Source organism: Pseudomonas sp. CMR5c, from assembly GCF_003850545.1.
Classification (GTDB): domain Bacteria; phylum Pseudomonadota; class Gammaproteobacteria; order Pseudomonadales; family Pseudomonadaceae; genus Aquipseudomonas; species Aquipseudomonas piscis.
Genome location: NZ_CP027705.1, coordinates 1,216,581 through 1,238,443, shown reverse-complemented (window position 1 = coordinate 1,238,443; position 21,863 = coordinate 1,216,581). Strand labels below are relative to the sequence as shown.

14 protein-coding genes are annotated in these 21,863 nt (G+C 64.6%); 3 read left to right on the top strand and 11 right to left on the bottom strand.

Going from position 1 to position 21,863, the window contains the following annotated elements; all coding sequences use genetic code 11:
• Positions 1–6: 6 nt before the first annotated feature.
• The 6 genes from C4K40_RS05630 to C4K40_RS05605 all read right to left on the bottom strand — a co-directional run bounded on the left by C4K40_RS05630 (position 7) and on the right by C4K40_RS05605 (position 10,187).
• Complete coding sequence (locus tag C4K40_RS05630) at positions 7–696, bottom strand: phospholipase D-like domain-containing protein (RefSeq protein ID WP_053134380.1); 690 nt, start codon at positions 694–696, stop codon at positions 7–9.
• Positions 697–741: 45 nt separating this feature from the next.
• Positions 742–5,889 (bottom strand): DNA repair ATPase, encoded by a 5,148-nt coding sequence (locus tag C4K40_RS05625; RefSeq protein WP_053134375.1) that lies wholly within the window; start codon positions 5,887–5,889, stop codon positions 742–744.
• Between the two features lie 149 nt (positions 5,890–6,038).
• Entirely contained in the window at positions 6,039–8,111 is a 2,073-nt protein-coding gene (locus C4K40_RS05620; RefSeq protein WP_022642517.1) for a flotillin family protein, read from the bottom strand.
• A 36-nt stretch (positions 8,112–8,147) separates the two neighbouring features.
• Positions 8,148–8,789: an OB-fold-containig protein gene (locus C4K40_RS05615; RefSeq protein ID WP_053134372.1), complete on the bottom strand. Its 642-nt coding sequence runs from the start codon at positions 8,787–8,789 to the stop codon at positions 8,148–8,150.
• 66 nt (positions 8,790–8,855) lie between these two features.
• The gene (locus tag C4K40_RS05610; RefSeq protein WP_022642515.1) at positions 8,856–9,551 is read right to left on the bottom strand and encodes a PspA/IM30 family protein; all 696 of its coding nucleotides are present in this window, start codon (positions 9,549–9,551) and stop codon (positions 8,856–8,858) included.
• A 15-nt stretch (positions 9,552–9,566) separates the two neighbouring features.
• A complete protein-coding gene (locus C4K40_RS05605; RefSeq protein ID WP_022642514.1) occupies positions 9,567–10,187 on the bottom strand; it encodes a YjfI family protein in 621 nt (206 codons plus the stop codon).
• A 296-nt stretch (positions 10,188–10,483) separates the two neighbouring features.
• On the opposite strand from C4K40_RS05605, the gene C4K40_RS05600 reads away from it, so the two are divergent.
• Positions 10,484–11,683, top strand: coding sequence for a CaiB/BaiF CoA-transferase family protein (locus C4K40_RS05600; RefSeq protein ID WP_031320958.1), 1,200 nt, complete (start codon positions 10,484–10,486; stop codon positions 11,681–11,683).
• Positions 11,684–11,723: 40 nt separating this feature from the next.
• Positions 11,724–12,575, top strand: a complete 852-nt coding sequence (locus tag C4K40_RS05595; protein WP_022642512.1) for a TIGR02285 family protein — start codon at positions 11,724–11,726, stop codon at positions 12,573–12,575.
• Between the two features lie 167 nt (positions 12,576–12,742).
• On the opposite strand, the gene C4K40_RS05590 is transcribed toward C4K40_RS05595, so the two are convergent.
• Complete coding sequence (locus C4K40_RS05590; RefSeq protein ID WP_053134369.1) at positions 12,743–13,030, bottom strand: DUF3509 domain-containing protein; 288 nt, start codon at positions 13,028–13,030, stop codon at positions 12,743–12,745.
• Between the two features lie 207 nt (positions 13,031–13,237).
• On the opposite strand from C4K40_RS05590, the gene C4K40_RS05585 reads away from it, so the two are divergent.
• Positions 13,238–13,900, top strand: a complete 663-nt coding sequence (locus tag C4K40_RS05585) for a response regulator transcription factor (protein WP_031320957.1) — start codon at positions 13,238–13,240, stop codon at positions 13,898–13,900.
• Here C4K40_RS05585 and C4K40_RS05580 read toward each other — a convergent pair.
• The 4 genes from C4K40_RS05580 to C4K40_RS05565 form a co-directional block, all read right to left on the bottom strand.
• The gene (locus C4K40_RS05580; RefSeq protein ID WP_053134366.1) at positions 13,897–15,159 is read right to left on the bottom strand and encodes an EAL domain-containing protein; all 1,263 of its coding nucleotides are present in this window, start codon (positions 15,157–15,159) and stop codon (positions 13,897–13,899) included. The two genes, C4K40_RS05585 and C4K40_RS05580, sit on opposite strands and share 4 nt — an antisense overlap.
• Positions 15,160–15,250: 91 nt before the next feature.
• Entirely contained in the window at positions 15,251–18,841 is a 3,591-nt protein-coding gene (locus C4K40_RS05575; RefSeq protein ID WP_124421268.1) for an ATP-binding protein, read from the bottom strand.
• Positions 18,842–18,934: 93 nt separating this feature from the next.
• Complete coding sequence (gene thrC / locus C4K40_RS05570; RefSeq protein WP_053134360.1) at positions 18,935–20,344, bottom strand: threonine synthase; 1,410 nt, start codon at positions 20,342–20,344, stop codon at positions 18,935–18,937.
• 104 nt (positions 20,345–20,448) lie between these two features.
• Positions 20,449–21,753: a homoserine dehydrogenase gene (locus C4K40_RS05565; RefSeq protein WP_022642503.1), complete on the bottom strand. Its 1,305-nt coding sequence runs from the start codon at positions 21,751–21,753 to the stop codon at positions 20,449–20,451.
• Positions 21,754–21,863 lie beyond the last annotated feature (110 nt).

Genomic DNA, 21,863 nt, shown 5'->3' with positions numbered 1-21,863 from the left:
GCGCCTTCAACGAGGCGCGTAGCGCTCCCAGAGCTCGTTGAACTCCTTGAGGTAGCTGGCCACCAGTTGCGGGTGGTCGATCACCAGCAGGTTTTCCTCATTGCCGGTGGTGGCGCTGCGGGTCCAGTTGAAACTGCCATTGAGCAAGGTGCGACCATCGAACAGGGCGAACTTGTGATGCATGTGGAACGGCGTGTCGTCGATCCGCACCGGCACTCCGGCCTCCCGTAGCGCGGCGATATCGCTGCCGACATCGAACTGCTTTTCACTGTCGCTGATCACCCGCACCGCCACGCCGCGCTGGTGGCAGGCGCGAATCTCGTCGCTCAGTTGGTCATCGGAAATGGTGAACACGCAGATATCCACCGAGCTGCGGGCCTGGCGGCACAGCTCGCGGATCTTGCGCCGGCAATCCTCGCCGGGGCTGAAGTGGGCGCTGGCCATGTCACGTACCGGCGCGACGCTGATATCCAGGGTCTTGACCACCTGCTCCAGCCATTTCAGGGCCGGCAGCACGTTGGCGCTGTCCGCCAGGCTCAGCTCGCGCACCAGGTCGAAGGCACGATTGCGCAAGTAGCGCACCTGGTCGGCGCTGAGCTCGCTGCCCAGCTGGCGCAGCTCGTCGCGCTCCTCGTTGCTCAGTTTCAAGTCCAGCAGGCTGTCGCGCAGTTGCCGGTCCAGATGGGCGAAATCCATGTCGTTTTCCTTGGGCCGCCACCAGCGAGCCGGTGGCTGGGCAGGCTAGGGTTGAGGGTCCTTGAGCGTCGGTACTTCACCATTGCTGAGCATGCGGCTCAGCTCATCGAGGCGCTGGGCGATATCGCCGATACGCTGATGGCTATGCAGGTCGACATCGATCTTCTTGTGCATCACCTGGACCAGCGGCAGGAAGCTGCTCTGCAACTGCTCGGAGAGGCTCTCCAGCACCTCGCGCACCCTGTGCTGCTCCGTGGGCCGAGCCAGGCCACGAACCCCATCCACCAGGTCGTTGAGCTGGGCCACCACGCGGGTGCCGACATCGCTGTCGCTGCCGCCCATGGAGCGGTTGCGCACGAAGTCGCGCTTGATCTGCGTCCAGCGCTCGCCCTGCTCGGGGGTCTGGTTGCCGCGCAGCTCGGCGAGCTTGAGCAGGTTCTCCTCGGCGCCGGTGGTCAGCAGCTGGGATTCGCCCTGGTAGTGGTCGGCGATCAGTTGCAGGAGTTCGGCATCGTTCATCACCGCCGAGATCTTCTCCGCCATCTTGTTCATGTTGCGGTAGCTGCCTTGCAGCTTGAACGGCGGCTCGGTGCGGTACTGGTCGGCCTGGGCGGCGCTGGCGATGTACTGCTGGTTGACCCGCAGCACCACGTCGCGCACCTGCATCAGGCGTTGCAGGGTGGTGGTGATCTCGTTGATCTCGGCACCGCTGTAGCTGTGGCTCAGCTCGTTGCTGGAGAAGGCCTTGCCCTCGGCCTTGGCGACGAAACGGTAGACGTCGGCCATGTCGCGGGTGGCCAGCGGCGCCAGCACCGGGTTGGAGGTCAGGCCGTTCTCGATGTAGCTCAGGGAGAAGGCCTCCTGCATGCCGCCCAGGGTGTCGCCGAGGTTATAGATGTCGGCCCGGTTGGCCAGCATGTCGGGGATCTTGAACACCTCGCCGGACTCGGTATACGGGTTACCCGACATCACCACGCAGAACTTCTTGCCGCGCATGTCGTAGGTCTTGGTCCCGCCCTTCCATACGCCTTCGATGCGCCGGGTGCCGTCGCACAGCGAGATGAATTTCTGCAGGAACTCAGGATGGGTGTGCTGGATGTCGTCGACATAGAGCATCACGTTGTTGCCCATCTCCAGGGCCAGGTTGAGCTTCTCCAGCTCCTGGCGCGAAGTGGCGTCCGGCGCCTGGGCCGGGTCCAGGGAGCGCACCTGGTGGCCCAGGGCCGGGCCGTTGATCTTCATGAAGATCAGCCCCAGGCGGTGGGCCACGTACTCCATCAGGGTGGTCTTGCCGTAGCCCGGAGGCGAAATCAGCATCAACAGGCCCATCAGGTCGGTGCGCTTGTTCTCGCCCACGGTGCCCATCTGCTTGGCCAGGTTGTCACCGATGAAGCCCAGGTAGACGTCGTTGATCAGCTTGTTGCGCACGAACGAGCTCAGTGGCCGTGGCTTGAACTCGCTCAAGCGCAGGGCCGAACGCTCACGAACGACGATGCCCTGGCGCAGGTTCTGGTAACGCTGCAGGCCTGGCAGGAAGGTTTCGCGATGAGCGCGCAGGCGGGCGAAGAAACCGTCCACCGTCAGCGCCAGGCTGCGCTCCTCGATGCGTGGGTGCTCGCCCATCAGGTTGTCCACGGTGAAACGCAGGTCGACCTCGGTGAGCCGTCGGGCGCAGCCTTCGCCCAGCAGCGACAGCGCCACGGCCTCGGGCACGTAGCCGGCCAGCGGGGCGAACTCGCCCTCGGCGCACAAGGCCGCCAGCCAGTTGCCGGTCAACGCCCACTGCGCTGCGGGGCGCTCGGCCAGGCGCGCCAGGGCCTGCTGGTAGTCGTCCCACATCCGCGCGCCTTGCAGGCGCAGGGCCAGGGCCTCCTGCAATTGCCGGGCGTACTTGCTGAAGGTGAACTCCACACGGTCCGCAGCCAGCTCCTGTACCAGGTATTCGGCGGCCTCGGGCAACAGCTCGGTGGCCACGGCGAAGCCCTGCATCCGGTGCCAGCCTTCGAGGGCCACGAGGATTTCCGCCTGCAATTGCAGCAACCCCTCGCGCCGACCGAACAGCTGCTGGATGTGCCGGCTGGTACGGGCACGCTCCACCCATTGCCGGGGTTGCGGCTCGGCCTGCTGGCGGTCCCAGTAGAGTGCGGCAAAGGCCCGGGCCGCCGGGCCATAGGCCAACAGTCCGGCACTGTCGCGCAGGGGCAGCAATTGCAGGAGGATCGCCGCCGCGTCGTGGTCGTGGATGCCCTTCTCGTAGCCTTCCTTGTAGCGTGGCGCCGCGAAGTCGCGGATCACCCGGGCCAGTTCCTCAGGGTGGGCCAGCAGTGGCTTGAGGTTTTCCAGGCTCAGGCCTTCCTGGCCACGGTCCGCTGCGTCCAGCACCTGTCCGGCCAGGTACTCGGCGCGATACAGCTGTGGCGATTCCGACTCCAGGGCCACCTGCCAGAAGTCGCGCAGGGCTTCCAGCTCGGGGTCTTGCAGGGGCTCGAGGAAATCGGTGCCGGTCAGGTGCAGGTAGAGCTCGTCGCCCCGAGGCATCAGCGTCAGGTCCAGCTCCTGGGTGTTGACGCTGAAACGATGGCGCGGCCCCAGCTTGATGACATTGCCGCCTTCCTCGAACAACTCGGTCTTGTCCCGCAGGGCGCGCACGGCCTGGTCCCGGGCGCCCTTGAGGCGCGCCTCGACGTCATCGGCCTTGACGCTGTCCTTGAGCTCGCGCAGGCGCTCGGCCAACTCCCGCAGCTTGAGGATCAGCGGGTCGGCGGCGAAGAACGCATTGAGCTCCTCGGCCTGGGTGAAGCGGGCAGTGCGCCGCCCCAGGCTGTCGAGAATCCGCCGCGCCGCGTCCAGCAGGCCCTGGGCCTTGCGCTGGCGCTCATCGAGCAGCGACTGCTTATGGGCCTCGAAGGTCTCCAGCAACTCCTCGCGCTTGCCGAGGATGTCGCCGAGGAACTGCTCATGGTCGCCGAAGCGGCTTTCCAGCTCCTCCAGTTGCACCAGCAACCGTGACAGTTGCTCGTCGCAACGCTCGGGGTCCTGGGCCTGGGCCAGGGCATTGGTGATGCCCTGGCTGAAGAGTTTGAACTGGGCGCCGAACTGCGCCACGGTCTCGGTCGAGCCCAGGCCCTTGCGCCGCTGTTCGGCGCGGGCCTTGGCCTGGTTCAGCCGGGCGTAGATCTGCGAGATGGATTCGATGATCCGGGTGCGCTGGGTGGCATCGTCGATCTGCAGCGAAGCCATCAGGCTGGAGAGCATGTCCAGGTCGCCGGCCATGGCTTGCAGGGCACCCAGGGGCTCGCCGAGCTGGGCCACGGTCTCGGCCTTCTGGGCCTGGGCATCGAGGTTTTCCAGCTGGCTGACCAAGGGCAGCAGGGCCTGCTCGCTGGCCAGGAAGGTCGCGGTGCCAGCGGCGGTACGCTCCTGGGCCTTGAGCAGCTCGGCCTCCATGGCGTCGATGCGGACCACGTCGATGTAGCGATAGTCGCGGATGGTCAGCAGCAGGCCGCGCTGGGCGGTGATGCCGTTCAGGGCATCGACGAAGCTCTGCACCTGGTCCCAACTGTCCACCAGCAAGCCATCGAGCAGGGCTTTCTGCTTGGCCTCGGCGGCCACCATGGCCTGCTCCGACTGGAGCCGGATGCTCTCGACCTTCTCGTATTCATCCAGCACCAGCTCCGAGGTGGCGGCCACTTCGCGCAGCAACGGCGCCAGGCCATCGAGCTCGGCGCTGCCCAGCCAGTGGTACACATCGAACAGGCGCCGGGTGTTCTGGCACAGCAGCGAGTAGCGCTGGACCGAGACCGCCGGGGTGTCGATCTCGCGGCACAGGTCATAGAGATCGGAAACGCTGCGCACCAGCTCGGCATTGCCGATGCGCCCCAGGAAGCCGCTGCGGGCCGGTTGCCGCGCGGCGTATTCCTCGGTGAAGAACGGGGTCTGCCAGACCTGCATCGGGTGGACCCGGGTCGGCTCGTCGCCCTCGGCGGCGAAGATCACCATACGCCCGTCTTCCAGACGCGCATAACCATGGCCGAACAGCGGGTTCTGCAGCTGGCGGTTGATCATGTTGTAGGTCAGCAGTACCGAGCGCCCCTGCTCCGGGTGGTAGAAGATGTACTGCACATCTTCACCGTTGGGCGAACGGACCGAGCGCTTGAAGCGCATGCCTTCCATGGACTGCTCGAAGGTCTTGTACTCGCCGCTTTGCAGGTAGTAGCCACCGGGGAAGATGATCCCGTGGTCCTCCGGTAGCTGGACGCAGGCCAGGCCCATGGCGTCGATGCGCTCCACCTGGCGGGTCAGGCTGTTGAACACCAGGTAGCGCCACTGCTCCTCGCGATACGGCAGGACCTTGAGCAGGATCAGGCTGCCCAGGCGGGCGAACTCGATCTGCGAGTCGTCCAGGGACTGGGTCTTGTCCAGCACCTCTTCGCGGTAGATGCCCAGGCCCGACTCGGTATTGTTCTCGACCTTGATGGTCAGGTCGCCGCCGATGGTTTCGACGAACACCGTGTCGAGGATATTCAGGTGCGGGAAACGGCCCTCGACCACCATCTCGCGGGTGGCCTTCTTCCATTCGAAATCGAAGGGCGCCGGCAAGGCGATATCCCGTTCACCACGGTTGTCGATGTAGCGCACGTCCCGGCCGTCCGCCGAGATCGACCAGCGGAACACCCGCACATCGGTGACTCGCTCGCCGATCTGGAAACTGGCCAGGAGCTTGCCATCGCGAATCGCCAACTGCAGCAGGCGGGTGTTCTTGTAATAGGTGTACAGCTCGTTGAAATCGTTGAGGAAGCCCTGGGCTCCCAGGAAACTGCCGTCCAGGGGCACGGACTCGGCTTCGTAGCCCTCGCCCTCCTCCACCAGCCGGTACAGGGAAAACACGTCGGCGACGCTGGTTTCCTTCTTCAGGCCCATGAACACGTTGTAGCCGAACAACAGGCAGTCGCCGACCTGGACGATGTCCCGGGCGATGCAGTTGTTCTCGGTGCGGATGCGCACCCGCCCGACCACTTCCATGCGGCTGTTGCCGAACTCGTCCAGACGCTTCTGGTTGAGACTGTCCGTGGTGGCGCGCAGGCGTTGGCCCTGGTCCTGCAGGCGCTTTTGCAGCACCTCATAGGCGCCGCCTTCGGCGACAGCCTTGTCCAATACGTCCTGCGGGGGAGTTGCGACTTGAGCGTCCGACATCGTGGCCTTCCTGGATCTACGGCGGTGTGCAAAAAAAGCGGGAGCCTGGAACCTGGCTCCCGGTACCCGGACTCAACCCCTGGAGCCCACCCGGTAGCCGCTGCCCAAGACAGCGGCTACCGGTGCATCAGCAGGTGAGTTCAGGTATTTCAGGCTTCGGCAGAGGGTGCCTCGACCTTGCGCGCGGCGGCGGCAGCCAGCTCGGCGGCTACGGCCGGTGCGGTCTTGCCGTTGAGCAGGCGTGCCAGGACGTCCTGGACCACCGGGCTCTTGCCCACCACGCCCTCGATGGCCTTGCCCACCGACAGCGACTTGGCGAAGGAGTTGAAGAAGTCGCCCTCGCCTCCGACGATCTCGATCTTGGCCTTGCTGAGCGCCGCGGACAGCACTTCGGCCTGCTCCTTGGCGATGTCCTTGTTGGCGGCGATGGCGGCCATCGCTTCCTCGAAGTTCTTCTCCAGTTGCATGCGGAACTCTTCGTGCTGGCGAGCGCTGTCGCTGAGGGCATCCAGGGCACCGAACTTCTTGCCCAGGCCTTCGGCCTCGGCGTTCAGGCGCTGCAGCAGCACTTCGGCTTCGGCCGAACCCAGGTCCTTGGTGGCCTTGGCCTTGGCCGCGCCCAGCTGTTCCTCGCCGCGTGCCTGGGCACCGAGTTTCTCTTCCAGGACCTTGGCGTCGGCCAGGCCGTCTTTTTCCTTGGCGGCAGCCTGGGCTTCCAGCACCCGAGCGTCGGCCAGGCCTTTTTCCTGGTCGCCACGGGCCTCGGCGATCAACTGCTCGGCACGTACCCGGGCCAGGGCCAGGCCTTCTTTCTCCTGGGCTGCAGCAGAGACTTCCAGCACCCGCGCATCGGCCAGGCCAGGCGCTGCACGCTCGGCTTCCAGGCCCTCGGCCAGGCGTTTCTTGGCCTCGGCCTGCTTGGCCGCGGCTTCCAGCTCGGCCTGGGCCAGGTTGTTGATTTCCACCGCCTTGTGCTTGGAGCGGGTTTCGTCGGCTTCGGCCTGCTTGACCTGGCGCACCAGGTCCTGCTCGGCTTCGGCCTGGGCCTGGATCACCACCACCTGCTTGGCGCGCTCGGCCTCGGACACTTCACGCACTTCCTTGATGCGCTCTTCTTCCTGGGCCACGGTCTTCTCGACCGCCACACGCTCGCGGATCACCGTGGCGATGTTCTTGCGCTGTTCTTCCAGGGCCTTTTCCTTCTCGATGCGCTGCAACTCCACTTCGCGCTCGCGGGCCACCACTTCCAGGTCCTTGGCGCGGGTGACTTTCTCCACCTCGATGACCACGGCACGCTGGCGGTTCTGCTGGGCCACTTCGACTTCGCGCTGGTGATTCTCGGTGCGCACGTCGATTTCCTGCTGGGACTGGATCCGCGCCTGCTCGGCCTTCAGTCGCTCTTCTTCCTTGACCTTGGCGGTCTCGGCTTCCTCGCGGGCACGAATGGTCTCGATCTCGCGCTTCTGCCGGGCCTCGGCATCGGCCTGCTGGCGCTCCAGGGCCAGGGATGCCTCGCGGGTCTCGACGTTCTTCTTCTGGATCGCCAGCTCCTGGTTGCGCTCCAGCTCGTTGGTGATGACGTTCTGGGTCGCGGTCAGCTCGGTGATCTTGCGGATACCCTCGGCGTCGAGGATGTTGCTCGGGTCCAGGGAATGCTTGGCGGTTTGCTCCAGGTAGTCGATGGCCACGTCTTCAAGCACATAACCGTTGAGGTCGTTGCCGATGATCTCGATGATCCGATCGCGGAAGTCCTGGCGGTTCTCGAACAGCTGGACGAAGTCGAACTGCTTGCCCACGGTCTTCAGGGCTTCGGAGAACTTGGCGTTGAACAGCTCATTGACCGCCGCACGATCGGAGGCACGGTCGACGCCGATGGCCTTGGCCACCTTGAGCACGTCTTCCTGGGTTTCGTTGACCCGCAGGTAGAAGGCCACGGTGATGTCGGCACGCATGTTGTCGCGGCAGATCAGCCCGTCCTTGGCCCGACGATCGACCTCCAGGGTGATCAGCGAGATACGCATGAATTCCTTGAGGTGGATCACCGGGTACACCAGGGCACCGGTGAAATGCACCTTGGGCGTGGAAGACATGTCGTTGACGATCAGGGCAGTGCCCTGGGGGACCTTGATGTAGAAGGCCTTGAACAGGGCCAGCAGGCCAAAGACCACCAGGACGACAAGGCCGAGCCCGAGCAGGATGGGCAGCAGCGACGGTAAGTTCATGCAATCAATCTCCTTTGATTCTGAGGGAGTCCGGGCTCAGAGGCCGCGAAACTCGTCCTCGGTAATGACCCGATAGGCGTGTTGCGCCTCCAGATACTCCAGCAACACGACTCGGTCGCCGCGTTTGAATGCCCGCGCCTCATCGGCACGCACCCGCAGGATCAGCCCCGCGCCACCATCCTCGAGCACGGCTTCGCCATGCTCCAGGGTGACCCGGCCACTGCGCACTACGGCAGTCTGCCCCAGCACCGACTTGCTGCTGGTGGCTTCCATCTTGTGAAACAGCGGGCGCAACGGAGCGCAGATCGCCGCACTGAGGGGCGCCGCCAGGAACAGTGCGAGCACCGCCAGCAGCAGGCCCAGGGGATAGCGCAGCCAACCCAGGGGCAGCTGGCTGAAAATGTAGAGTTCGGTGAAATACGTCAGGAACCAGCTGAAGAACATCAGCAAGGTCAGCACCAGGGTGACCGGTACGCCATTGAGCTTGAACTTGATCAGCAGCCCGGCCAGGCCTTCGGCGCTGTGGGCGCCGTCGAGCAGCGAGTCGGCCTCGAAATCCAGGAGGTCCACCTCGAGCAAACCCATGGCGACCACGGCCCAGTAGATTACTGCCAGGCAGAGCATGAAGCTGAACAGCACAGTGGGGAACGACAAGACTGTCCGCAGGAAGATTTCCATTGCTTTCCTATCCCTGAAAAAGCCGGGCAAGGCCCATCGGCCCCGCCCCTGACACACAACGATGAATCAGGACTTGCTACGGTCCTTCAAACGCGCCAGCACGTTGTCGGCACTGGTGCTGCCGGCGACGATCCCGGCCTCGCGCAGCTTGGCATCCAGGGCATCGTCCGGATTGCCGGAGCTGGCCAGTTCGGCCGCGGCTTCCATTTTCGCCGCGCGCTCGGCCTGCTTCTGCTTGATTCGCTCCAGCGACTCCACGGCGGTGTGCAGCTTGCTCTGCGAGCCGCCATAACGCTGGGCCACGGCCTGCTGGGCCTTCTGCACGCTTTCGGTGGCCTTTACGGTATCGACCTGTTGTTTCAAATGCTTAATGTTGCCTTCAGCCTGGGTCACGGCCTTGCGCAACTGGGCGACGCTGGCGGCGAACCCGTCGGCCTGCTCGCGCTCCACCACCAGGTCGTTTTCCAGGTTGGCGATCTTCTGCGCCACTTCCTGGGCCAGGCTTTCATTGCCTGCTTCCAGGGCCTTGAGCGCATAGCTCTCGTATTCGGCGACCTTGGCCGCGGTGGCATCGGCGCGCTCGGCGGCGAGCTTCTGCCGAGCCATGATCTCGGCCAGGGCCTCCTTGGACTTGCGCAGTTCCTGGTCGGCGTCGCGGATTTCCTGATCGAGAATCCGCAGTGCCTGGCTGTCCACCAGGGCTTCGCCCGCCTCGTTGGCGCCACCGCGCAGGGCAGTGAGCAGCTTGCTCCATACGTTCATGTGCATTCCTCCAGGTCAGGCCTGAGCCTTCAGGTAGCCTTCATAGGCTTCGGTGGCCCTGATCACGTTGCCGGCCAGGGTTTCGATCTCGTAGAGCACATTGGAGAGGATCGAGGTGGCGCTCAGGGCGCCGAACATCATGTAGAAACGCTCGCCTCCAGGGCCTGTCTCCAGGCCGATGCTCGACAGCGGGAAGAGCTGGCGGCTGAGCAGCACTTCCTCGTTGAATGCGGCTACGTCGGTGACTTCGCTCTGCGGCCAGAGCAGTGCTTCCACCAGGATCTGCTCGCCGGACACGGCGACGAACAACGGCAAGTCGCCGTATTCGCGCATGGTCACGTGCAAGCTCGGCTCGGCGCCTTCGAGCAGCTCGACGTTGGCTTCACCGCCAGTGAACAACTCGGTGGCCGCCAGGGCCTGGCACAGCGATCGGGCATTCCAGATCTGCGGCATGCTCATTTCTCCATCCTTTTCCACAGAAACCAGCCCCTCGCAGGGCTGGCGCAGTTGGCGTTCAACCGCCAGCAACGCCTTGGCGTTCTCCGGCAGTATCCAGACTTCCTTTTTCACCAGGCCCTGGTCACGCAGGCGCTGGCGGAATAAACGTTGGTAATGGGCTGAGGATTTGTTTTCCATGGCGCACAGACTAAAACATCACATGTAATGATCGCAATTCATCACATGTAATTTTTAAGATCGGTATTTGTAACAAGATTATTCAAAATGTTGCGACATCTGCAGCCACGATCAACGCCGCCCTACCGAACCTTGTTCTGCGAAAAGGACGCCATTAGACACTGCGCGCCGGCCCGCTGAGAAGCGCAACCGCGCAAGGCCCATGCCGGGAAAATGCCCAGCAGAACCTCCTGGCGCTGCCTTAATGCCGACCAATGGTCTAGGCTAGGCGGATTTTCCTGCCCTGCGGATGCCTCATGAACAGTCTCAGCAAGCCCCTCGCCGGATTGAAAGTGATCGAACTCGGCACCCTGATCGCCGGCCCCTTCGCCTCACGCATCTGCGCCGAGTTCGGTGCCGAGGTGGTCAAGGTGGAATCCCCCGACGGCGGCGATCCGCTGCGCAAGTGGCGCAAGCTGTATGAGGGCACCTCCCTGTGGTGGTTCGTGCAGGCCCGCAACAAGAAATCCCTGACCCTCAACCTCAAGCACCCCGAGGGCCTGGCAGTGCTCAAGCAACTGCTGGGCGAGGCGGACATCCTGATCGAGAACTTCCGCCCCGGAGTGCTGGAGAAGCTCGGCCTGGGCTGGGACGTGCTGCACGCGCTGAACCCCAAGCTGGTGATGGTGCGCCTGTCGGGCTTCGGCCAGACCGGGCCGATGAAGGACCAGCCGGGTTTCGGCGCCGTGGGCGAATCCATGGGCGGCCTGCGCTACATCACCGGCTTCGAGGACCGGCCACCGGTGCGCACCGGGATCTCCATCGGTGATTCCATCGCCGCCCTGTGGGGCGTGATCGGCGCACTGATGGCCCTGCGCCACCGGGAAGTCAACGGCGGCCAGGGGCAGGTGGTGGACGTGGCGCTGTACGAGGCGATCTTCGCCATGATGGAGAGCATGGTCCCCGAGTTCGACGTGTTCGGCTTCATCCGCGAGCGTACCGGCAATATCATGCCCGGCATCACCCCCTCCTCCATCCATACCAGCGCCGACGGCCGGCATGTGCAGATCGGCGCCAATGGCGATGCGATCTTCAAGCGCTTCATGCTGCTCATAGGCCGCCAGGACCTGGCGGACGATCCGGCCCTGGCCAGCAACGACGGCCGCGATACCCGGCGCGACGAACTCTATGGGGTGATCGATCGCTGGGTCGCCTCGCTGCCCCTGGACCAGGTGCTGGAGCAGCTGAACCAGGCCGAAGTACCGGCCAGCCGCATCTTCAGCGCCGAGGATATGTTCCACGACCCGCAGTTCCTGGCCCGGGAAATGTTCCTCCAGGCCAGCCTGCCGGACGGCAAGCCCTTCAAGATGCCCGGCATCGTGCCCAAGCTTTCGCAGACCCCGGGCAGCGCCGACTGGGTCGGACCGCAACTGGGCGAACACTCAAGCGAAATCCTGCAAGGCCTGGGCTACAGCGCCGAGCAGATCCGCGACCTGCGCAGCAGCGGAGCGATCTGAACTGGCCCGCCAGCGCCCGAGTTCCCGCCGGCGGCTGGCGATGCCCCTGGTGGCGCTGCTGCTCTGGCTGCCCAGCCTGCCGGGCCAGACGGCAGAGCTGCTGACCTGGCTGCTGCGCGACCTGCCGCCCTTGAGCATTTTCGAGGGCGAGCTGAAAGGACGCGGGGTGGTCGACCTGCTCATGCCGCAACTGATCGCCGAGCTGCCGCAGTACCAGCACGAACTGATGCGGGTCAACCGCGCCCGGGGCATGCAGATGCTCCGCGAACCCAGCTTCACCTGTGATCCCTCGCTGATCTGGAGCAAGGAGCGGGCGCAATGGGTGGCCTACTCCATCACCAGCCTGCGGGTCATGAGCAACGGCCTGGTGATCCGCCGCGCCGATCGCGAGCACCTGGCGCCATTCATCCATGACGGCCAGGTCGATCTGCCGGCGCTGCTCGCCAGCGGCAAGCAGCGGCTGGGCATGGTGGCCGAACGCAGCTACGGCCAGCAGCTCGACAGCCTGCTGCAACAAGCGCCAGCCGGCACTCTCAACGCCCACTACGGCAATGACGCCCTGGGCAGCCTGTTGCAGATGCAGCGCCTGGAACGCCTGCAACTGCTGCTGGGCTACTGGCCGGAGATCCGCTACCAGGCCGTGCAGCAAGGCATCGACCCGCAAGAACTGCTGTTCTATCCGATCCAGGGCATCGACAAGTACCAGGATGTCCATGTCGGCTGCTCCGACACGCCCCAGGGCCGGCTAGCCATCGCCCAGATCAACCAGGCCCTGCTCAAGCTGCGCGAAGAGCGCCTGGTGGAGCTGTACGCCGCCTGGCTGGAGCCCGCCATGCGCGATGCATATCGGGCCGATGCCCATGCCTACTTCCAGGCCCACCCGGACCGCTGACAAACGCCAGGCAAAAAGAAACCCCGAGAAGTGGGGAGACGACTCGGGGTTAAACGTGGTCTTCAAGACCCGTACCTGCAGGTTGCAAGCATCGGAGCAAAATGCCTGTTTCCTGCTGGCATTGGGTCTGACTGACGGGATTGTCGGAAGGTTCCGTAAAAATCAATTCATGTACGACGTTCGAAGACCTTGCCCTCGGTGGCGTGGCGCAAGGCCGCGAATACACAGGGCTCCAGGCGCCCCTCGGCGATCAGCACGTCACGGTGCAGACCGTCGACCACATCAGTGAGCAAGCGTTTGTCGGTGAGCTGGGCCTGGTTGACCTCACGCTCCACTACCAGGGCTCCAGCGGCATCGCTCACGCTTACCAGGCACTCGCCATGGGCTCCCGAAGGGGTCAGGGCCACTTGGTACGGACTTAGTGCCTCGCTCAACAAAAGACTGATACTTTCCATCTAGATCACCACTCAATAGCTCGAATTAAGGTTCGAAAACAAAAATGCCGGTAGCTTTCTGACATTCAAGTGACCGTTGCTCAGAGAGGAAAGTTCGCCAAACCTACAGCTACCGATCTGAGTCAATCGAGCATGCACGGGTAATATGACAAGCAAAAAACGGCCAACCAGGCGCCCGCCATACCGTCCCTGCAATGGAGTCCCGCCTTGATAGCTACGCCGAACAACAGATTGCGCATCATCCTCGCCGACGATCATCCGATCTTCCTGATCGGCCTGCGGGCAGTGCTGGAGCAGGACCACAGCCTGGAGGTGGTCGGCGAAGCCAGCTCGCCCTCAGCGCTGTTCCAGCTGGTGCAAGACACCCCCTGCGACGTGCTGGTGACCGATTTCATGATGCCCGAGGAGCAGCAGAACGATGGCCTGCGCCTGCTCGAGCAACTGCGCCGGCATCATCCCGGGCTGCCCATCGTGGTGGTGACCATGCTCAATCACGCCGGGCTGTTCCGCTCGATCCTCGACCTTGGAGTCATGGGCCTGCTGAGCAAGGCCAGCCTGGCCCAGGAGCTGCCCAGTGCCATCGAGCACGCTCGCCAGAACAGGCCCTACGTGGCCCAGGCGATCCAGCGGGCATTGAGCCTGGCCGGCGAGGTGGGGCCCGATCGCCTGGCGTCCAAGGACCAGCTCTCGCCCCGGGAGCTGGAGGTGATCCGCCTGCTCGCCGCCGGCCATGCGGTGGGCGAGATCGCCGCCCAGCTCAACCGCAGCAAACAGACCGTCAGCGCACAGAAGGTCAGCGCCATGCGCAAGCTGGGCCTGGCCAGCGAGGCGGCGCTGTATATCTACGTCCAGGAACACGGCCTGGCCTAGGCACACATCCCGGCAGCCCGTACCGCCGATTCCGCGGACTCGCGCCCCAGGGATTGCGCCAGCCATTGGCGCATGTCGGCGGCGCTCATCGGCGGCGCCATGAAGCGCCCTTGCAGATGGGCGGCGCCCATGGTCTTGGCCACCTGGTACTCGGCTTCGGTCTCGATCCCCGCCACCACCACGCCCAGGGCGATGCGCCGGGCCATGCCCACGGCACCACCGACCAGCGCCTGCTTGCGCTCGTCCATGGCCATGCCGGCAACGAATGCCGGAGGGATCTTCAGCTCGGTGAATGGCAACTCCAGCAGGCGTTGCAGGCTAGTGCCGCCAACGCCGAAATCACCGATGGACAACTTGCAGCCGATCATCCGCAGGCGCAGCAAGGCTTCCACATGGGCGGCGTCGGTTTGCAAGCACGTGGTATCGACGATCTCCAGGGTCAACAGCCGCGCGGGGATCTCGAAGCGCCGCAACAGGGCCTCCAATTGGCGCGGGAACAACGGCCGTTCGAGGATGCCCACCGGCACGTTCACCGCCACCGGCAGAGCATGGCCCATCACCAGCCGCACCCCCGCCGCCAGCTCCAGCGCCTGCTCCAGCATGTGCCAGGTGAACACCTCCTGCAGGCCGGCGAACTCGATCAACGGCAAGAACTCGGCCGGCATCAACAGCCCTCGTTCCGGATGCTCCCAGCGCGCCAGCGCCTCGACGCCGTGCAACCCGCCACACCGCTGGATGACCGGCTGGAAGTGCGCCACCCCGTGCCCCAGGATCGCCGCCACGCCTTCCTCTGGGGAGACATCCTCGGGGGCGAACAGGTCCAGTGCCAGCAAATCCCGGAGCAATGCCTGGTTGACCGCTGGCGTCTGCCGGGACAGCTGCTGGTAGGTAGTGAGCAGCTCGCCGATCACCGCCACCGACGCCGGCTTTGGCAGGCAGGCGAGGATTTTCAGCCCCAGTTCCCGGGCCATGCCCGCGGCGCCTTCGAGCACATCCGGTTCGGCGTCGCTGAGGATGATCAGGGCCTCGGCCTGCCGCTCCCGGGCCAGTTCGCGGATCAACTCCAGGCCATCGGCCTGTTCCAGGTAGAGGTCGCAGATAGCGATATCCACCGGCCCCTTGCTGGCCAGCGAACGCCGTGCGGACTCAAGGTTCTCGGCGGCCAGCACGTTGTACACGCCATTGGCGTTGAGCATCTGGTGCAGGGCCATCAGCTGGAACGAGTTGTCTTCGAGAATCAGCACTTTAAGCGAATGCATGGGGCAACCTCCGGTACGACACAAGCGGGAACAGTCCACTAAGGGGTCGACACGGTAACCAGGCAAACCTTAATCACACATAGGACAAGTCCTAAACGTCCAGGGCCGCATCGATATCGCCACGCAAGTTGTCGATAGCCTCCAGCAACGCCGGCCATCGGTCCTCGATCCCTTCCCCGGCCTTGATCCGCGCCTCCGCCTCGATGCAGGCCTTGGCCAGTGGCAAGGCATCGATCAGGCAACAGACGCCCTTGAGCCGGTGCAAGGTGGCGCCCAGGCGCCCAGGATGCTGGTCTTGCATGGCCGCCTCCAGGGCCTGGCGCTCCTGGGCCAGGTTGCGCTGCAACTCCTGCAGCATGCGTTGCAGTACCTGTTCGTCGGCCTGGGTCATCGTCCGCAGGGTCTGGATATCGAAGGACGGCGGCGGCAGGAACCGCGCCAGCGTCTGCGCCAGCTGATCCAGGGTCACCGGCTTGACCAGCAGCAGGTCCATGCCCGCCCGCTCGCAACGTTCATGCTCATCCTCGAAGGCATTGGCCGTGCAGCCGATGACCGGACAAGCACCGCGCCCCTGCTGCACCTCGAACCTGCGGATCGCCTCGGCCAGGGCATAACCGCTCATGCCCGGCATCTGGCAGTCGGTCATCACCAGGTCGAACCCGCCGCCCTGCCAGAGCTCCAGCGCTTCCTGGGCGTTGTCGCAGGCCACCACCCGGTGCCCGAGGAACATCAACTGCTGGCTGAGGACCATGCGGTTGGCGCTCAAGTCATCCACCACCAGCACTTCGATGCTGCGACTGGGCGGACGCTCGGCCGCCGTGGGCGAGGCTGCCCAGTCCTCGTCCAGTCGTTCCAGCGCCAGTTCGATGGTCACCAGCGTCCCGGCACCCGGGGCGCTGTGCAGCTCGATGCGCCCCCCCATCAGCTCGACCAACTGGCGGCAGATACTCAACCCCAGGCCCGTGCCGCCATGGGCCTGGGAAGTCGCGGCGGTAGCCTGGACGAAAGGCGTGAACAGCTTCTGCTGCTGCTCGGGACCGATCCCCGGCCCGGTATCCGCAACGCTGATACGCAGGTTGGCCAGAGTGCAGTCCAGCTCCTGGCGCTCGACCTGGATGCGCACCTGGCCTTCGCTGGTGAACTTCAGGGCATTGCTCAACAGGTTGTGCATGACCTGGCGCAGGCGCAATGGGTCGAACAGGTAACGGCCCCCGGCCTGTTCGTCGAACACCAGATGCAGCTGCACACCGCGGCTGCGCGCAGTGGCGTCGAACAGCTGGCGAATGCTCTCGAAGAACGGCTTGAGGGCCGTGGCCTCTGGCGCCAGCTGCATGTAGCCGGCCTCGATCTTGGCCAGGTCGAGACTGTCGCCCATCAGGCTGATCAGCTCCTGGGCGGACTGGTACGCCACTCGCAGGGCTTCGGAAAACGGCGCGCCGCGCACCCTGGCCTGTTCCTTCTCCAACTCCAGCAGGCCGATGATCGCGGTCATCGGCGTGCGGATTTCATGGCTCATGGTGGAAAGGAAGGCACTCTTGGCCGCGTTGGCCTGGTCGGCGGCGTGACGCGCCTGGACCAGCTGGTTCTCCAGGCGCTTGCGCTCGGTGATGTCGATCCAGCCGCCCAAAAGCCCCTGCAACTGCCCTTCGGCGCTGTAGAACGGCACCGTCCACTGGTAGGCGTGGATCGGCCCGTGGCGGGTTTCCACTTGCCGGTCGGCGAACACCGACTGCTCGGAGGCCAGCAGTTGCATGAGTTCGTCGTGCAGCTGGCGGGCGGTGTCCGCCGGCAGCAGGTCCAGGTCGATCAACCGGCGCCCCTGGATCCGCTCCAGACGAGTGCCCAGTTGCTGTTCGTAGCTCTTGTTGCAAGTGATCAGGCGCCCTTGCAGGTCGCGGACGAAAACCGGGTTGGGCATGCCATCGAGCAACGCGCGCTTGAAGGCCAGCTGGTCGTTCAAACGCTGCTCGGCCTCCAGCCGCTGCTGGATCTGGCGCTTGAGCCGGCTGCTCCAGGCCAGTGACAGCAGGCCGAACAGCAACGCCGTGCAGACGGCCCAGTAGACCCAGTCCGGCACCCGCTGCCAGACGGGCATCGGCACCGGGGTCGAGCCCAGCCACTTCAGGCGCGTAGCACTGAGCTCCGCCACTGGCAGGGCTTCCAGGGCCTTGTTCAGGATGCTCAGCAGTTCCGGCTGGTCCTTGCGCACGGCGAATTCGTCGGCGGACCAGGTCCCCTCGACGCTGCGCCCTGCCCGCAAGCCTTCATAGGCCAGGTCCAGCGCTTGAACCTGGATCTCGTTCTGGATAGTGGCCAGGGCTTCGCCGTTCTTGACCAGGGCCCGGGCCTCCTCGTAGTTGGCCACGCTGCGCAGGCGGATATCCGGATAGTTGCGCCGGATATAGCTTTCCAGGGTATGCCGGGCCGGCAGGGCCAGCACCTCCCCCGCCATCTGCTTGAGGCTGCCCAGGCGACGATCCTCGGGACGGACGACGAACACCCAGGCGGCGCCACCGAAGGCATGGGAGAAATTCAGGAACAGCCGCCGGTCCTCGCTGTCGGTCAGGGTGGTGTTCATCTGCGCCTGCCCGCTTTCCAGCAACTCCAGGGTCTGGGCGGTGGATGCGCTTTGTTTGTGGACGAAATGCAGCCCGGTCATGCGTGCAATCCGGTTGAGCAGGTCGATGTTAAGGCCGACCCAGCGACCTTCCTTGTCCTTGAACACATGGGGCGGATAGGACTGGGACGCCACCAGGACATGGGGATGCTGGAGAATCCAGGCTTGCTCCTCGGCGCTCAGCTCGATGCGCTCGCCGGAGTTGGTTCCCAGGCCCGTGGTCCAGCGCGCCTGGATTTCCCGGCGCAGCGATTCGTCGATGCTCTGCAGCGCCTGCTCCAGCAACTGCGCCAGGCGCGGGTTGTCGTCACGTGTGGCGAAAGCGAAGCCGGTGGGCGGCAAGCGGCTTTGCTCATGAATCTGCACCGCCAGGTAGGGCCGCAGGGCCTTGTAGGCGCGAACGATGATCTCGTTGCCGATAAAGGCATCGGTATCGCCCTGGTTCAGGGCTTCCAGGCCGCTGTAGAGGTTGGGCGAAAGCATGATCTGGCTGTCCGGGTAGGCCGCATGGACCTGCGCGGCATTGGCATAGCCATCGAGCAGCACCAGGCGCTTGCCGGCCAGGTCGTCGCCGGGTTCCGGCTCGTCGCGGCGCACGACCACCACGGCCTTGTCCGGCATGTAGTCGCTGGTGAAGCGCAGCCCCGGTACGCCACGCTCATAACCGTTGGCGCTGGTGAGGATATCGATGGTGCCGTTGCGCAAGGCCTCTACCGCCTGTTCACGCTCGGAAAACCCCAGCACCTCCATGCTCACCCCCAGTCGCTCGCCCACCAGCCCCAGGTAATCGGCGCTGATGCCCTGGTAGCGGTTGCGGTCGCGGGTGATGTCGATGGGTTGATAGTCGTCGATGGCGATGCCTACCCGCAGGGTCGGGTGCGCCACCAGCCATTGGCGCTCGGCCGGCTTCAGCTCCAGCGGCTCGAGGTCGATGAAGGCCGGCACCAGCTTGAACGGCAGGCTCTTCGCGGCACTGGCCGGCAAGGCATGGAGCATGGCCCAGGCCAGCAGGCCGGCGAGCAGCCAGGACAGCGCAGGGCAAGTGCGAGAAGTTCGAAGGGACATCAACCGGGCCTCCCTGCCTCTGGCGGGCTACAGGTTCGCGAAAAAACAAAGCCCGTCAGGAGACGGGCTTCGTGATCGGCAAGGCCAGGATACTTAGAGCGGCTTGCCACGATTGCCGTGCTGGCTGACAAAAGCCTGCACTGCCTTGAGGTCGTTGGCCAGCACCGTGCAGCGCTCTTCGCGCTGGAACAGGTCGGTCAGGTGCGCCGGCAGCTCCAGGGCCTTGCCAACGCCAGCCTTCTGTACCGCATCGGGGAACTTGACCGGGTGCGCGGTGCCGAGGGTGACCATCGGCGTATCGAGGCTGCGTCGGCATTCGCGGGCAGCGCGCACGCCGATCGCAGTGTGCGGATCCAGCACCTCGCCGGTCTGGGCGAAGACTTCGGCGATGGTCTGGCAAGTCTGCTCATCAGTGACCGCCAGGGAGTCGAACAGCTTGCGCGCTTCGGTCCAGCGATCCTGCTCGACGCTGAAGCCGCCGCCCTGCTTGAAGCTGTCCATCAGGCCAGCCAGGGCCGCACCGTTGCGACCGTGCAGGTCGAACAGCAGGCGCTCGAAGTTCGACGAGACCATGATGTCCATCGACGGCGACAGGGTCGCGTGCAGGGTTTCCTTGACGTACTGGTTGCCGCTCATGAAGCGGTGCAGGATGTCGTTGCGGTTGGTGGCGACGATCAGCTGGCTGATCGGCAGGCCCATGTTGCGCGCCAGGTAGCCGGCGAAGATGTCGCCGAAGTTGCCGGTAGGCACCGAGAACGCCACGGAGCGCGCCGGGCCGCCCAGCTGCAGGGCCGCATGGAAGTAGTAGACGATCTGGGCCATGATCCGCGCCCAGTTGATGGAGTTGACCGCTACCAGGCGCGTGCCCTTGAGGAAGCCCTGGTCGGCGAAGCTGGCCTTGACCATTTCCTGGCAGTCGTCGAAGTTGCCTTCGATGGCGATGTTGTGGATGTTCTCGCCCAGGATGGTGGTCATCTGCCGGCGCTGCACTTCCGAGACGCGGTTATGCGGGTGCAGGATGAAGATGTCGACGTTGTCGCAACGCTTGCAACCTTCGATGGCCGCCGAACCGGTATCGCCGGAAGTGGCGCCGATGATCACCACGCGCTCGCCGCGCTTCTCCAGGACGTGGTCCAGCAGGCGACCCAGCAGTTGCAGGGCGAAGTCCTTGAACGCCAGGGTCGGGCCATGGAACAGCTCCATCACCCATTCGTTGCCATTGAGCTGGCGCAGCGGCGCCACGGCGCCATGGGCGAAGACGCCGTAGGTTTCCTCGAGGATCTTCTTGAAGTCCGCATCGGAGATGCTGCCACTGACGAATGGGCGCATGACCCGGAACGCCAGCTCGTGATACGGCAAGCCAGCCCAGGAGGCGATTTCTTCCTGGGTGAAACGCGGCAGGTTCTCCGGCACGTAGAGACCGCCGTCGCTGGCCAGACCGGCCAGCAGTACATCTTCGAAATTCAGGGCCGGTGCCTGGCCGCGGGTGCTGATGTAGCGCATAAGAGCAAACCTTCGGTTTGAGCTGCAAGCTGCAAGCTACAAGCGACAAGTCAAAGCAGATCCGCTTCTGACTTGCCGCTGGCTACTTGCAGCTTGCCGCTGCATTAATTGAGATGTTCGACGCGGACACGCACCACAGGGCCGACGACGCCCTGCAGGGCCTCCAGCGCGGTGATCGCATCGTTGATGTGCTGCTCCAGGACCCGGTGGGTCAGCAGGATCATCGGCACCAGGCCGTCCTGTTCCTCGACTTCCTTCTGCATGATCGACTCGATGTTGATCCCGCGCTCGGAAAGGATGCTCGCCACCTGGGCCAGTACGCCCGGATGGTCCTTGGCCTGGATGCGCAGGTAATAGGCGCTCTCGCAGGCTTCGATCGGCAGGATCGGATGGTCGGACAGCGAATCCGGCTGGAAGGCCAGGTGCGGCACGCGGTTCTCCGGATCGCTGGTCATGGCGCGGACCACGTCCACCAGGTCGGCCACCACCGAGGAAGCGGTAGGCTCCATGCCGGCGCCGGCACCATAGAACAGGGTCGAGCCGGCGGCATCGCCGTTGACCATGACTGCGTTCATCACGCCGTTGACGTTGGCGATCAGGCGATCGGCCGGGATCAGCGTCGGATGCACCCGCAGCTCGATGCCGGCCTCGGTGCGCCGGGCCACGCCCAGGTGCTTGATGCGATAGCCCAGGGCCTCAGCGTAGTTCACGTCGGCGGTGGTCAGCTTGGTGATGCCCTCGGTGTAGGCCTTGTCAAACTGCAGCGGAATGCCGAAGGCGATGGACGCCAGGATGGTCAGCTTGTGCGCGGCGTCGATGCCTTCCACGTCGAAGGTCGGGTCGGCCTCGGCGTAACCCAGGGCCTGGGCCTCGGCCAGCACATCTTCGAAGGTACGAGCCTTCTCGCGCATCTCCGAAAGGATGAAGTTGCCAGTGCCGTTGATGATCCCGGCCAGCCAGTTGATGCGGTTGGCCGACAGGCCTTCGCGGATCGCCTTGATCACCGGGATGCCGCCAGCCACCGCCGCTTCGAAGGCGACGATCACGCCCTTCTCCTGGGCCTTGGCGAAGATCTCGTTGCCGTGTACGGCGATCAGCGCCTTGTTGGCGGTGACCACATGCTTGCCATTCTCGATGGCCTTGAGCACCAGCTCGCGGGCCACGGTGTAGCCGCCCACCAGCTCGATGACGATATCGATCTCGGGGTTGGTGGCCACGGCAAACACATCGTTGGTAATCGCAATACCGGTCGTTTGGAACTGAGGCTTTGGCGTACGGGTAGCAATCTGCGCTACTTCGATTCCACGCCCGGCACGACGGGCAATCTCCTCGGCGTTGCGCTGAAGTACGTTGAAGGTACCGCCACCGACGGTACCCAGCCCACAGATGCCTACTTTGACCGGATTCACTCTGAACTCCCCATAAAACGGCCGACTCGAAGGCCGGCCGTGGAAATCAGCCGCAAACAGCGCGGCTCTCTATTAGATGACCCGGTGGCTGCAACCGCCGGGTCATGATC

What these genes read in the sequence shown, in the direction of transcription:
- C4K40_RS05600 (WP_031320958.1), top strand. Translation starts at nt 10,484, where the DNA reads ATGAACAGTCTCAGCAAGCCCCTCGCCGGATTGAAAGTGATCGAACTC.
- C4K40_RS05580 (WP_053134366.1), bottom strand. Translation starts at nt 15,159, where the DNA reads ATGCATTCGCTTAAAGTGCTGATTCTCGAAGACAACTCGTTCCAGCTG.
- C4K40_RS05575 (WP_124421268.1), bottom strand. Translation starts at nt 18,841, where the DNA reads ATGTCCCTTCGAACTTCTCGCACTTGCCCTGCGCTGTCCTGGCTGCTC.
- C4K40_RS05620 (WP_022642517.1), bottom strand. Translation starts at nt 8,111, where the DNA reads ATGAACTTACCGTCGCTGCTGCCCATCCTGCTCGGGCTCGGCCTTGTC.
- C4K40_RS05590 (WP_053134369.1), bottom strand. Translation starts at nt 13,030, where the DNA reads ATGGAAAGTATCAGTCTTTTGTTGAGCGAGGCACTAAGTCCGTACCAA.
- C4K40_RS05615 (WP_053134372.1), bottom strand. Translation starts at nt 8,789, where the DNA reads ATGGAAATCTTCCTGCGGACAGTCTTGTCGTTCCCCACTGTGCTGTTC.
- C4K40_RS05605 (WP_022642514.1), bottom strand. Translation starts at nt 10,187, where the DNA reads ATGGAAAACAAATCCTCAGCCCATTACCAACGTTTATTCCGCCAGCGC.
- C4K40_RS05630 (WP_053134380.1), bottom strand. Translation starts at nt 696, where the DNA reads ATGGATTTCGCCCATCTGGACCGGCAACTGCGCGACAGCCTGCTGGAC.
- C4K40_RS05610 (WP_022642515.1), bottom strand. Translation starts at nt 9,551, where the DNA reads ATGAACGTATGGAGCAAGCTGCTCACTGCCCTGCGCGGTGGCGCCAAC.
- C4K40_RS05625 (WP_053134375.1), bottom strand. Translation starts at nt 5,889, where the DNA reads ATGTCGGACGCTCAAGTCGCAACTCCCCCGCAGGACGTATTGGACAAG.
- C4K40_RS05595 (WP_022642512.1), top strand. Translation starts at nt 11,724, where the DNA reads ATGCCCCTGGTGGCGCTGCTGCTCTGGCTGCCCAGCCTGCCGGGCCAG.
- thrC (WP_053134360.1), bottom strand. Translation starts at nt 20,344, where the DNA reads ATGCGCTACATCAGCACCCGCGGCCAGGCACCGGCCCTGAATTTCGAA.